Genomic DNA, 12,438 nt, shown 5'->3' on the forward strand with positions numbered 1-12,438 from the left:
ATTTTAAAATTTAGATTAATTATATTATTTTGTTCTTTTTAGCGTTTTAATTAAAACTGATAATCATGAAAAGACAATGGAAAGTAATGCCTGTTCTCTTAGGACTGGGCCTTTTGGTCGCGAGCTGCGGCAACAGCAAATCCAGTGAAGGCGGCGAAGATGCTAAGGAGAAAGAGACTGGGATTTCGGATGTGGTTAAAGGAGTATCCAACTTGGGTAATCTGAGTGATGGAGCAAAAAAATTGGAAGACCTTCAAGCCAAACTTAAATCCGAGAAACCTTTAAGTTCGGAAGAGTTGAAAGCTTTTTTACCGGAAAGCTTAGATGGTTTAAAAAGAATTTCCTATTCTGGCGGATCAATGTACGGGGCAGAAGTTGTATCTGGAGAGGCGACTTATACCGTCGATAACCAGAAGGAAATTAAAGTCAATATCATTGATGGCGCGGGCGAGACCGCTTCGGCAATCGTGGGTTTGGCGCAAATGGGCTTCATGGTAGATTCAGAGAAAATTACAGATACTGAAATAGAAAAAACTGGCGAATTTGAAGGTAAACGAGCAAAAACAACAGATAGCAAAGGAGTGGAAGGCTCAATGGCAAAAAGCTCCGAAATAAGTTATCTCGAGAAAGACCGCTATCTAATTACCCTTCGGGGGAATGGGTATAGCCTCGACGAGCTGAAAGGGTTTTTGGCAAAATTGAACCTAAGCGCATTAAAATAATAAAAAATGTAATTTCAGTTAAGCAGGAAATGCATAGTTGACACGGGAAAGGCTCAAACATTGGTTTGGGCTTTTTTTAAAAGCAGGCGGCCTTGTTCCGCAATGTATAAGAAAAGGATATTTGGAAATTATGTCGAACTATAGGACGAAGCTAATAAATTTGCTTTTGTTGGCAAATTTGCCTTAGTTTGTGCTGAAACATTTCAATATGAAGATACTAAAATTTTCCATCAATCTTTGTGTCGCAACAGCATTATTGGCTTCCTGTGCGGGAGGGAAATACGCGAAGACTGAAAAGGTATATAAGAAGCAAGCAAAAGAATTTTCAAAACTCTATAAACAATCGCCTGTCACCGGTCAATTGGAGAAGGTGAATGTCAAAGAACAACAATGGATCGCCTCGATTAATTTTGGCATCCGTAAACCAAATTTTGTTGTCATTCATCATACAGCACAGGATTCTTTGGGACAGACCATCCGTACATTTCATTCCGCGAAAGCAGGTGTAAGCTCCCATTACGTGGTTGGTCGGGATGGAAAAGTAGTGCAGATGGTCAATGACCTCTATCGTGCACATCATGCGGGCTTGGGGAAATGGGGCAATGATACGGACCTCAATTCTTCTTCCATTGGCATTGAGCTCGACAATAATGGGACTACTGATCCTTGGACTGATGCCCAGATAAACGCCTTGACGCAGTTGTTGACTTATTTAAAAACGACCTATAGAATCCCGCAGGCAAATTTTATTGGACATATGGATTTGGCACCAACCCGAAAAAATGATCCGTCACGTTTCCCATGGAAAAAACTAGCTGATCAAGGATTCGGCTTTTGGTATGAGGACTATTTAGAGATGCCTCCAGCAGACTTTAACCCAAAAATGGCATTACGTATCATCGGTTACGATGTAAGTAATCTCGATGCGGCAATAAAAGCATTTAAGATTCACTACATTCAGCAGGACGTAAATACGGCGTTCATGAGTGAGAATGATCTTAAAATTCTGTATTCCATCTATAAAAAATTCTTATAGCGATTCGCTAAACTAAAGACAAAAAAGATCCTGCTTTTTAAAAGGCAGGATCTTTTTTTGCACGGTATAAGATTGTTATAATTTGTTTTTATATATACTAAAGTAAGTATCAAACGCACGTTGATAGATTAGTTTGAACCAGGGGGTAAACTGCTCGGGTGAGTGTTGTATTTCATTTTGAATTTCCCGTTGATTCATGTATTTTGTTGCGGCAACTTCTTCTTCGTTAATTTCTGGAGTCCCATTAAATTTTCCGAATAAGACATAATCGAATTCATGCTCCGTAAGTCCGTTGTCAAATTGAGCTTTATAAACGAACGAGAAGACATCTTGAAGAGCTGTAGCTGTAATCCCTAATTCTTCCATTAAGCGCCTTTTGGCGGCGCCTACGTTACTTTCTTCCAGGCGCTGATGCGAGCAGCAGCTATTGGTCCAAAGTCCGCCACAGTGGTATTTACTTAATGCTCTTTGTTGCAGGAGCAATTCATCTTGGTCATTGAACAAAAATACACTAAAAGCACGGTGCAATAAACCCTTTTCATGGGCTTCATATTTCTCCATGCTGCCAATCATCCTGTCATTGCTGTCAACCAGTATTACATTTTCTTGCTTCATAAGGCACAAAAATAAATATAGCCCAATTTAAGAAAATTGGGCTATATAATAAATTAAAATTTTGGAGACGATCTGCTTATACGGTTTTTACAAATTTCTCATCGTAATTTTCAATATCTATGATATATCCGTTTTTAATTAAGAATTCAAATAAAGGTTTGGCTTCTTCAGAAACCGGCATATTGTGCGTCGTAATAATCTTATTTTCTTTTTTCAAGAGATAAGGATATGCGTAGAGTTTCACATTTTTATTGAACATTCCCGAGATATAGGAAAGGAGTTCATTGGTGTATAACTCTTTATTATAATTATCTGAATTGAAAATGTTCTTTAAATTGTAAACGTTGGTTGCAATTCCAATGTTTTTAGGCTTAAAGTTGCTTATAAACTCTGCTAAATGATTATTTCTTCTAAAGTTGCTAACGATAATATTATTGCCTGTCGCACATAGTTCGTCAGCTCTAGAAGCAAATTCTTGCAGGTCTTCACCTGTAATTTCATGCGTATCTTCCAATACATTTCCCATCAGGACCTCAATTAATACAATGGTGTCTGTGTCGGTTGCACCCGTATTTTTTTTGAACTGTTCAACGGCAAGATTGAAGAGATCAAAGTTAGGAAGGGATTTCTGACGGTATTTGGTACGAAGTAAAATAATGTTCTTTTTGTACAGATAATCTTTGATTTGCACCGCTTTACCATCAGGCTGGAATATTGCGGCTTTAGCAAATCCTTTTGCAATCAGGTATAAGTTGATTAGGCGTTGGTTGACGTTTTCAAATAGAGGCCCGTTTAATTTAACCAGGTCAATCTCAACGGAACCAACAGAAAGGTTATCGACCAATGATTCGATCATGGTCTGCACATTATCTGTGTAATAATAAGCCGCAAATAATAGGTTTACACCAATTATACCTAGAACTTTTTGTTGCAATTGGTTGTCGCTGTCTAGCAGTCTTACATGGACAATGATATCATTTGTCGGGCCTCCAACTTCATGTTGGAAGCGAAGTCCGATCCAGCCGTGAGGTTCATTTGTCTTGGTGAAATTGAGGGTTGTTACGGTATCTGCAAAGGCAAAGAATTTTTTGTTGCAGTATTTATCGCCATGAAGTCGTTGGGTAAGAAGATTGAATTCATGGGAGAGCATTTTCTTTAAACGTGTTCTGCTGACATATCGACCATCAGCCTCTTCACCATAAATCGCATCACTGAAAGCCATGTCGTAAGCTGACATTGTTTTAGCAATTGTGCCTGATGCTGCTCCTGCGTTGAAAAAGTTACGTGCGACTTCCTGTCCAGCACCGATCTCTGCAAAGGTTCCATAAATCTCTGGGTTTAGATTTATTTTCAGGGCCTTTCGCTTGGTTTCAAAAATTTCTCTTGCCATGATGCAAAGGTACAAAAATCAACATGCTAGTGAAAATTAAAAGTATGAATGAAAAAAACAGAATAAAATTAGGCTTGTTTTATAACAAGCCTAATTTGTTGAAAGCATAGAATAGCGCACTAGCATGTAGTGCCTGACTGAATTTGTTGTCCAGCAACATGCTTTTTGCTTCTTCAAGCGGTATACGATAAACATCGATTTCTTCATGTTCATCTAATGCCTGTTCCTGAACTTTTTTACCCCCCGTCATCAAGTAGGTATAGGTAATATTGCCACTTGTCGCCGGGTTGGCATAAAGCGTGGCGATTTCTTCAATCTGATCAAATTGATAGCCTGTTTCTTCAAGCATTTCACGCACAGCAGCATTTTTAGGGTCTTCTCCTGCTTCTGTTGTCCCTGCGGGAATCTCCAATGAAATAATGCCTGCTCCATGGCGGTATTGCTTAATGACCAGAAGTTCGTTCTGCTCAGTAATTCCGATCATATTTACCCAATCTGGATACTCCAGTACGTAATAATGGTCATTGATCCGTCCATCCGGAAGCTCACAGGTATCTCTGCGCAGTGTGGCCCAAGGCTCTTTACAGATATATTCAGAGGATAGTAGTTTCCATTTTTCCATTAGCTTACAATATCTTTCATCATACGGTCAACCTTCTCTTCCAAAATAGTTTGCACATCGAAATAATCAGCGGTATCCTTTAAGCTTTCTTTTACAGAACAGTAAAATTTAATCTTGGGTTCCGTTCCCGATGGTCTAGCAGAAATCACATCGCCATCTACTGTTATAAATTGTAACACATCAGATTTAGGTAACGCGATCGCTCTTCGCTCCCCTGTACTCATATCTGTGATTTGGGAAAGCTGATAGTCCCTGATTTCTTTGACTTTTATTCCACCGAGTATGGTTGGTAGATTATGACGTAAGCCATTCATCATGGCTTGAATTTCTTCGGCACCAGCCTTTCCTTTTTTAGTTAGGGAAATTAGCTTTTCTTGATAACAGCCAAATTCTTTGTAGATATCTAATAGAACTTCGTAAACTGTTTTTCCTTTTGTTTTGAAATAGGCGGTCATTTCGGCTAGGAAAGCACAAGCGTTTGGAGCGTCCTTGTCACGCACTAGATCGCCGACCAAGAAACCATAGCTTTCCTCGCCGCCCACAAGATATTGTGCTGAATCACCTAGATTAGTAATCAATTCACCAATATATTTGAAGCCTGTAAGTGTTTCATAATGCGTTACACCATAGTGATCTGCGATATCGGCTTGTAAATTACTGGTTACGATAGTTTTTACAATATATGGATTCGATCCGAATTGTTTTAGTTCACTTTTTGCACTGAGGACATAGTATATCAATAAACTGCCGATCTGATTACCATTGAGTAGTTGAAACTGTCCCTTATTATTTTTTACGGCGATTCCTACACGATCGGCATCGGGATCTGTCGCCAATACAAGGTCAGCATCAATTTCTTCCCCTTTTTTCTTTGCTAAGGCCATTGCATCTTCCTCTTCGGGGTTTGGATAGATTACCGTTGGAAAGTTGCCATCAGGTGTGGCCTGTTCAGCAACGACTGAAACATTTTCAAATCCCCAGGCTTCTAGCATTTTAGGAACAATGGTAATTCCAGTGCCATGTATCGGCGAAAAAACAATTTTCAAGTTTTTTTGAGCCCTTACCGCTTCCGGATGAATACTTAACGTTTTATTGGCATTGATATAGAGCTGATCGATTTCTTCCCCGACAGGAATGATGTTTTGCGTATTCCCGTCAAATTTAATAGCACTAACTGAACTGATTGCATTTACTTCATCGATTACATTTTTATCATGAGGTGCAGTAAGCTGGCAGCCATCGTTCCAGTAAGCCTTATAGCCATTATATTCCTTTGGGTTATGTGAAGCCGTTAGCATAACACCGCTCTGACAGCCGAAATGACGGATGGCAAACGACAACACTGGGGTCGGGCGCAATGCGGTGAACAGATGTACCTTGATGCCGTTGGCCGCAAACACGTTCGCAACCAGCTGGCCAAAAGCCTGCGAATTGTTGCGGCTATCATAAGATACCGCTACTTTAATCTCCTGATCTGGGAACTGTTTCTTTAGATAGTTGGCTAATCCTTGCGTGGCTTTGCCGATTGTATACTTATTCATACGATTGGAGCCGACACCCATAATGCCCCTTAAGCCACCGGTTCCAAACTCAAGATCCTTGTAAAAAGAATCTGTAAGTTCTGTCTCCTCATTATTGTCGATTAAATCCTGAACTGCCTTTCGAGTTCCTTCATCATAACTTGGGGTTAACCAATCTTCGATTTTCTTTTGTATGTCTTTATCTAAATTTTTCATTATCGTTAAGTTTGGCTAAAATGTACAACATATTAAGCATCACATCCGGCATAAGCGCGGTCTATGACTGTAATATACCATTTTTCTCCCTCTTTTGTCACATGAAAAACAAAGGGCTCTTCATGTTCATTAGAGGTCATAATGGCTCTATAACTTCTGGATTCTATATTTCTTAGTCGCTGTAATTCAGTGTTATTAATTTTGGCGTCAAGAATTTCATTCATGAACTTTGCTGTTTGAGATAATTCATTGGGGCGGGACTTTTTATCATAATAGAATCCGGCTTTATCCCACTTCATCGTACCACAATCAAAAATAGGTAGTTTTCCGGCCTTCAATGGGCCCTTGTACGTTAACTTTTCATAAGAATGGTACTCTGGCACGGGTTTAGAAAAATTAAAACTGTTTTGGTGTACATAAGAGTCTAGCGCGCCCGGACGATAAATAATATAAATTCCCAATTTGGGATGTATATAGGAATTTATTGTTTTACTGTCCTGTTCTGAATATGCCTTGGCAAGTTTCTCCAGTACCTCCTCCAGCGTTTCGGAGTTCTCTTTCTTTACTTCCTTTTCAGTCGTGTCACGTTTTTGTAGGGTATCCACAGGAATTGAATCCTGTACGATTTTTACAGCCTTATCTTCTTTTTTACTATTTCTGCAGGAGATCGTGCTTGCAGTGAGACAAATAAGAATAAAGAAAAAGAGATTTCTCATGATGATTTTGTTTAATATTACTTCTTTGAAGTCAAGTTTTCAATGATTGACTTTAGAATAGAGCGCGTTGACGGAAGCCACCATTGTTCGAGGATGCGCTGGATTGTCTCTTCTCTATTCTCGCGCAATTTAAGGATTATTTCCTTTCGGAAGTTCAATTTGGATGTCTGCCAGGTCTTTTGGTTGAACTGCGTGATCTGTTTTATTTTTTTTGTTGCGGTATTGAAGAGTATATTAGCGGGAACAATGTCATCGATAAGACCCTGTGTTTTTGCATCTACAGGAGAAAGCAATTTACCTTCGAGCAAATTCTGATAAGCATTCCGTTTTCCGATCCAAAATGCGTAAAGCTGAAATATACTTTCGGGGACGATTAATCCGACTGGAATCTCGTTAAGGCCAATCACAAAATTCCCTTCGGCCATAATGCGATAATCGCAGCATAGCGCCAGTACGCAGCCCCCAGCAGGGCTATGACCAGATATTGCGGCAACTATTGGTTTTGGAAAAGCGGCCAGTAACGATGTCGCCTCCAAGAATAAATTCCAGAATTCCCGAATCTGTTCTTCATCGTATTGGAATAAGGTAATTAGATCGAGTCCTGCGCTAAAAAAGTTTTCCTTGCCAATCAATATTGCACCATAAATGGCTTCATTTTGCTGGGAAGATTCTAAAGTGTCTATCAGTTCCTTCAATAGCTGTGTGTCGATGGCATTTGACTTTCCCCTGTCGAGGAAAATACTTAAAATATGATCTTCTATTTTGGTTTTAATATGTTCCATAACCTTGTCTTTAAATTTAACGATTTGTTTGCACTGCTATTGTGGTTTTACCTCTATTAAATACTCAAGATGAGCAATTTTTCCATCCATGCTTATTCCCTCAACGGTGAGTTTGTAAGTCCCAGGTTCGTCAGAGGTAAAGAAATCGAAATGTGTTTTTCCTTCTTTCTGCGTAATCAGATTTGGTTCCCATGCGATTGTTGTCCGTAGATCGCGTGTAAGCTTATGTTGGATTGTTGCATCATATTGGGGCTTGAAAAAGGTTCGGGGTACATATAGCCCTTTTGGCGTGATCGTTAGAATTCCTGTAGGGGTATAAGATGAGGAGATGGCATCTCCCGATTTACTGGTAATAACGATAACACCGTTGCCTCCGTAGCTGCCGTATATGGCCGTGTTGCCTATGCTACGGAGAACCTCAATACTAGCAATATCGGCGACATTGATCATATCAATTTGATCAGCTTCAATATACATCCCATCAAGAACAATTTGCATGGGACTTCCGCCATTTAACCCCATGGATCTTGTGCTGTAAGGGACACCATTTCGAAACATGACACCAACTAATCGACCCGCAAGACACTGCTCCAGTGTCGTACAAGTGGAAAGGTCTTCGGCCGAAATGACCTGATCGGCATTTCCTGGTCCATTGAGGTTTCTGGAGTTCTTGTCAGCTTTATTTGTTCTTACTCTATTGACCTGTACCTCTTCCAACCGAATGCTCTTTTGGATTATGCCCGCAGCTTCCAATTCGCCAAGGAATTGTTGGCTATTTTTCAGTTGTGTAAGCAGCGTGGTATTGATGTCGTTAACCAGCAAGGGTTGATCTTTACTCGTATTTGGAAGGGGGGTGAGCGGGTTGTCTATAACAATATCAACTCTTTTTTTCTCCTTAGGGCCATCACCTGTCACAATAAACTTGACACTGTCTGCAAATAAAAGTTCGTCAAATGAAAATCGGCCATTATTGTCTGTCAGCGTATCTACACTCAGCAACATATTGCTCGTCGGTATCAGCGTTACTTTGGCATTTGGAACCACAGCCTTTCGGGCCGTTTTCTTGATTGTCCCAGCTATGGTAAGTCCTTTTTCAGGAAGGAACGAAGTTGTTGATGTACTGGTGTAATTCTTCCAGTCCAACTTTCGCCAACCTTGGATCAACATAAGATTGTCCAGTTCAGTCAGTTTAATGTTTGTTAAATCCTCAAAGTAATAATTGGGGCGTTCAATAAAGCCGCGAAGATCAGATTTCAATAGTAGCTCCGAGACAATAGATGAATAATAGCGATCTGTCGTGGAATCAACCTTGCTGAGGTTTACCACTGATGCGGAGAGCGCAGCAAACCTAGTGGTGTCACTATCGTCATATTTGACGGAAAGATTTGCCATCACTTTATCGCGTGTTGTGAAGCTGGATTTGTTGAGTTCTACGGAGACAGGAAGTAAGGTCGATGTCGTATTGTAATTAAACACCAATCTTTCTGCTATAGGAACCATTTGTTCTGTTAAGATGGATAATTGTAAAACTCCAGAAGGTAGGTTTTTTTTAGGGATATTGAATAGGATCTCCGTTCCATTTAATTTCTGCTTAGCGGCATGAAGTACAAGGCCATTGTATTGGGCGACCAGATAAATATCTTTGCCATTGACCAAGTCTGCAGTAGCGGAAAGTTGTGCTGCAATCTTATCCTTTAGTACTGAATTTACTGTTAGAACATATCCGGAATTTTGTACAGGGGGTAAAGAAGCACTTGTTGAAGACCCATCTTCGAAAAGGGCTGTAGCGACGTATTTTTTTCCCGTCTGTAAGACGAGTGGGATACTTCCCATACCCAGTGAATTTGTTTCAAAGTCTGCAATAGTCGTTTGATTTTCTTCCACCACGGTTATTTTCGCTTTTTTTCCCAATCCAGCAGGAGTAAGGATTTTGAACCCTGTTTTGGATAATATGTTGTTGATCAGTTCGCCACTTTCGGGAAAAATTTGAATGCTATTTTGGCTGTTTGGATCGGGGATAATAAAACTTTTGAGAATACGTCTTTTATCCAAAGAAAGAAATTGTAGAGACAGTGTTCCGCCTTTAAAGTCATCTTTCAATTCCAAAGCTATTGTTCCATTATCATTCGATTTTAATCGGCCGGATTTTTCTTTATTGTTGTTCGGTTGTAGGGTATAACTGATGCTGTTATTAATCAGCGGGGCTCCCTGAATGGTTTTGAGATTAATCTGGAACACGTTTTCTGTTCCGTTTTTGACCAATTCACTTCTCGTCATGATATTATCGGATCGGCCATTTGTGATCGGAATAACGCGTTCATAGAAATTGGCTACAGAGTCATTTTGCATCCATCTGGTAAATGATCTAACGCGGTAGGAGCCTTCTTCCAAGGTGTCCGGCAGATTGAAGTCGCCTATACTTAGACCGAGTGTAATTGGAATTTTGATACTTTTAATGATCTTATTGGTTGGAGAAATCAATTCTACATTAGCAATTTTACTAATGTTGCTCAAATAATTAAAAGGGGCGGTGGTGCAGTATAGTTTAAACCAGATGGTTTCTCCAGCCGAATAATCATTTTTGTCCAAATGGAGATAGATTTTTTCCCTGATGTGCTGTGCATGGTAAGTATCCAGTTTCTGCAACGTCTGATCGATTTGGGCCGACGCCAACAAAGCGAATAGGAGGCAATTTACTAACAGCAGTAATTTAGCGTACATATGACTAATGTTTTATGAAAATTAGAAAATATTTTCCTTTAATCAATTTATAAATCAAAATATTAGTCTCATTTTAAACGATCTGATACCTTAAAATTAGCATAAAAAAAATATCTTTGTGTTATGAATATCCTAATAATCGGTTCAGGAGGTCGTGAATCCGCCTTCGCCTATAAGTTGTCGAAAAGTCCACGTTTAGATCAATTGTTTATTGCTCCAGGAAATGCTGGAACAGGTGCGTATGGTCAGAATGTAAATATTAAAGTTACTGACTTTGCTGCTATTGCTTCCTTCGTTTTGGAGAATAACGTGCAAATGGTGCTCGTCGGTCCCGAAGAGCCTTTGGTAAAAGGTATTCATGATTATTTTTTAAATCGGGAAGATTTAAAAAATATCCCGGTAATAGGGCCACAACAGGAGGGGGCTCAATTGGAGGGCTCAAAAGATTTTTCAAAGCAATTTATGGATCGCCATGGCGTACCTACGGCCGCTTCAAGATCGTTTGATGCAACATCGTTGGAAGATGGATTGGCTTACCTTGAAACGCAAAAATTGCCGATTGTGCTTAAGGCTGATGGTTTAGCTGCAGGCAAAGGAGTGTTGATCTGTGAGACGCTGGAAGATGCTAAAGCTGAGCTAAAAGCGATGATTGCAGATTCAAAGTTTGGAGAAGCTAGCCGAGTTGTGGTTGTTGAAGAATTCTTAAAAGGAATTGAATTGTCTGTTTTTGTTTTGACAGATGGTAATTCATATAAAGTGCTTCCTTCTGCAAAAGATTATAAACGTATTGGGGAAGGTGATACAGGCCTAAACACGGGTGGTATGGGATCGATATCTCCGGTTCCTTTTGCCGATGAGACATTTTTAAATAAAGTAGAAGAGCGTATTATCAGACCGACAGTTGAAGGACTTAAAAAAGATGGTATTCCGTATAAAGGATTTATTTTTATCGGTTTGATGAATGTGGAAGGGGAACCTTATGTCATCGAGTATAATGTTCGTATGGGGGATCCGGAGACTGAATCCGTATTGCCACGTATTGAATCGGATCTATTGGATTTACTGGAAGGTGTTGCACAAGGCAATTTGGATCAACGTTCGTATACGGTATCTCCTAAAACAGCCGTAACGGTCATGTTGGTTGCGGGAGGTTATCCTGGAGATTACGAGTCGGGAAAAGAGATCGCCAATATTGAAAATGTTAAAGAATCCATCGTATTTCAAGCAGGAACGAAGGAGGTGGATGGTAAAATTGTTACTGCAGGCGGACGTGTAATTGCTGTTACCACATTGCAAGATACGCTGTTTGAAGCCCTTCAACAGGCAACTGCAGATGCTGGAAGGATATATTTTGAAGGGAAATACTTCAGAAGAGATATCGGTTTCGACCTTATTTAAAAAATATTTAATTTTTTTTTGGAATACTGATTTTAAGATCTATATTTGCAACTCCAAAAACAACAATGTTATTGGAGTTGCATAAAAGGCCCGTTCGTCTAGGGGTTAGGACGCAAGATTTTCATTCTTGAAACAGGGGTTCGATTCCCCTACGGGCTACAAAAGATAAAACCTGCAAATATTTTTGCAGGTTTTTTTGTTTGAACCCAAGCGAGCAGCAAATAATGCGGCTTGATCCATAAGATCTCCGAATAGCTGGCTAATTCTCCAGTCAGCCAAAGCAAAATGCTTTTCACATGCTAACCTTTTTTCAAAATAATATCTGAGAAGTGGCGTGTACGCAAATATGTGGTCATCTTTATTTGCTGTGATACAAATAAGCAGTTTATTGAGATAATTCTATAGTATCAGAATCTTTACAATCCCTAAATTTGAGTAATCAATTATAGAAAGAAAACCTTAGAGAAGCATTTAGAAAGTCAAGATAGAATTTATCCATTCATTTTCTCGGTAAAAAGAAGAGTAGACAAATCGTCGAAATGAAAAAGGATTAAGGTCGATAGCTATTGTGAGTTTAAAATAGAAAATAAGTAGAAAAGTAATTTTGAAAACCGGAAGACTTTGAAGCAATTGTCATAAAGTCTTTTTTTTAGCTTAAGATAGCTAATACCATTTAGCTTTAAATAAAAATAACCAATTA

10 protein-coding genes and 1 tRNA gene are annotated in these 12,438 nt (G+C 39.4%); 4 read left to right on the forward strand and 7 right to left on the reverse strand.

The features are described 5' to 3' along the window. Positions 1–65: 65 nt before the first annotated feature. Entirely contained in the window at positions 66–722 is a 657-nt protein-coding gene (locus A9970_RS15590; protein WP_182982948.1) for a hypothetical protein, read from the forward strand. Between the two features lie 208 nt (positions 723–930). After that, positions 931–1,758, forward strand: a complete 828-nt coding sequence (locus A9970_RS15595) for an N-acetylmuramoyl-L-alanine amidase (protein ID WP_075990472.1) — start codon at positions 931–933, stop codon at positions 1,756–1,758. Between the two features lie 75 nt (positions 1,759–1,833). On the opposite strand, the gene idi is transcribed toward A9970_RS15595, so the two are convergent. The 7 genes from idi to A9970_RS15630 all read right to left on the reverse strand — a co-directional run bounded on the left by idi (position 1,834) and on the right by A9970_RS15630 (position 10,340). Continuing rightward, on the reverse strand, positions 1,834–2,373 hold the full coding sequence (gene idi, locus A9970_RS15600; RefSeq protein ID WP_159730030.1) for an isopentenyl-diphosphate Delta-isomerase: 540 nt from the start codon (positions 2,371–2,373) through the stop codon (positions 1,834–1,836). A gap of 76 nt (positions 2,374–2,449) precedes the next feature. After that, positions 2,450–3,763 carry a nicotinamide mononucleotide adenylyltransferase gene (locus tag A9970_RS15605; protein WP_182982949.1) on the reverse strand — a complete coding sequence of 438 codons (1,314 nt, stop codon included), beginning with the start codon at positions 3,761–3,763 and terminating at the stop codon, positions 2,450–2,452. Positions 3,764–3,842: 79 nt separating this feature from the next. After that, the gene (locus A9970_RS15610; RefSeq protein ID WP_075990475.1) at positions 3,843–4,385 is read right to left on the reverse strand and encodes an NUDIX hydrolase; all 543 of its coding nucleotides are present in this window, start codon (positions 4,383–4,385) and stop codon (positions 3,843–3,845) included. After that, complete coding sequence (locus A9970_RS15615) at positions 4,385–6,121, reverse strand: phospho-sugar mutase (protein WP_182982950.1); 1,737 nt, start codon at positions 6,119–6,121, stop codon at positions 4,385–4,387. Before A9970_RS15615 ends, A9970_RS15610 begins: the two co-directional genes overlap by 1 nt. Before the next feature lie 32 nt (positions 6,122–6,153). Beyond that, the gene (locus A9970_RS15620; RefSeq protein ID WP_182982951.1) at positions 6,154–6,837 is read right to left on the reverse strand and encodes a hypothetical protein; all 684 of its coding nucleotides are present in this window, start codon (positions 6,835–6,837) and stop codon (positions 6,154–6,156) included. A gap of 17 nt (positions 6,838–6,854) precedes the next feature. Beyond that, complete coding sequence (locus A9970_RS15625) at positions 6,855–7,619, reverse strand: enoyl-CoA hydratase/isomerase family protein (RefSeq protein ID WP_159730038.1); 765 nt, start codon at positions 7,617–7,619, stop codon at positions 6,855–6,857. A 36-nt stretch (positions 7,620–7,655) separates the two neighbouring features. After that, positions 7,656–10,340, reverse strand: coding sequence for a carboxypeptidase-like regulatory domain-containing protein (locus tag A9970_RS15630; protein ID WP_182982952.1), 2,685 nt, complete (start codon positions 10,338–10,340; stop codon positions 7,656–7,658). A gap of 123 nt (positions 10,341–10,463) precedes the next feature. On the opposite strand from A9970_RS15630, the gene purD reads away from it, so the two are divergent. Further along, positions 10,464–11,738, forward strand: coding sequence for a phosphoribosylamine--glycine ligase (purD, locus tag A9970_RS15635; protein ID WP_120335670.1), 1,275 nt, complete (start codon positions 10,464–10,466; stop codon positions 11,736–11,738). A gap of 87 nt (positions 11,739–11,825) precedes the next feature. Continuing rightward, a tRNA-Glu gene (locus A9970_RS15640) sits at positions 11,826–11,897 on the forward strand. Positions 11,898–12,438 lie beyond the last annotated feature (541 nt).

This window comes from Sphingobacterium sp. UME9, assembly GCF_014170215.1.
Taxonomy (GTDB): Bacteria; Bacteroidota; Bacteroidia; order Sphingobacteriales; family Sphingobacteriaceae; genus Sphingobacterium; species Sphingobacterium paramultivorum.

Excerpts from the sequence above, each read along its gene's own strand:
- A9970_RS15590 (WP_182982948.1), top strand. The coding sequence starts at position 66 with ATGAAAAGACAATGGAAAGTAATGCCTGTTCTCTTAGGACTGGGCCTT.
- A9970_RS15595 (WP_075990472.1), top strand. The coding sequence starts at position 931 with ATGAAGATACTAAAATTTTCCATCAATCTTTGTGTCGCAACAGCATTA.
- idi (WP_159730030.1), bottom strand. The coding sequence starts at position 2,373 with ATGAAGCAAGAAAATGTAATACTGGTTGACAGCAATGACAGGATGATT.
- A9970_RS15605 (WP_182982949.1), bottom strand. The coding sequence starts at position 3,763 with ATGGCAAGAGAAATTTTTGAAACCAAGCGAAAGGCCCTGAAAATAAAT.
- A9970_RS15610 (WP_075990475.1), bottom strand. The coding sequence starts at position 4,385 with ATGGAAAAATGGAAACTACTATCCTCTGAATATATCTGTAAAGAGCCT.
- A9970_RS15615 (WP_182982950.1), bottom strand. The coding sequence starts at position 6,121 with ATGAAAAATTTAGATAAAGACATACAAAAGAAAATCGAAGATTGGTTA.
- A9970_RS15620 (WP_182982951.1), bottom strand. The coding sequence starts at position 6,837 with ATGAGAAATCTCTTTTTCTTTATTCTTATTTGTCTCACTGCAAGCACG.
- A9970_RS15625 (WP_159730038.1), bottom strand. The coding sequence starts at position 7,619 with ATGGAACATATTAAAACCAAAATAGAAGATCATATTTTAAGTATTTTC.
- A9970_RS15630 (WP_182982952.1), bottom strand. The coding sequence starts at position 10,340 with ATGTACGCTAAATTACTGCTGTTAGTAAATTGCCTCCTATTCGCTTTG.
- purD (WP_120335670.1), top strand. The coding sequence starts at position 10,464 with ATGAATATCCTAATAATCGGTTCAGGAGGTCGTGAATCCGCCTTCGCC.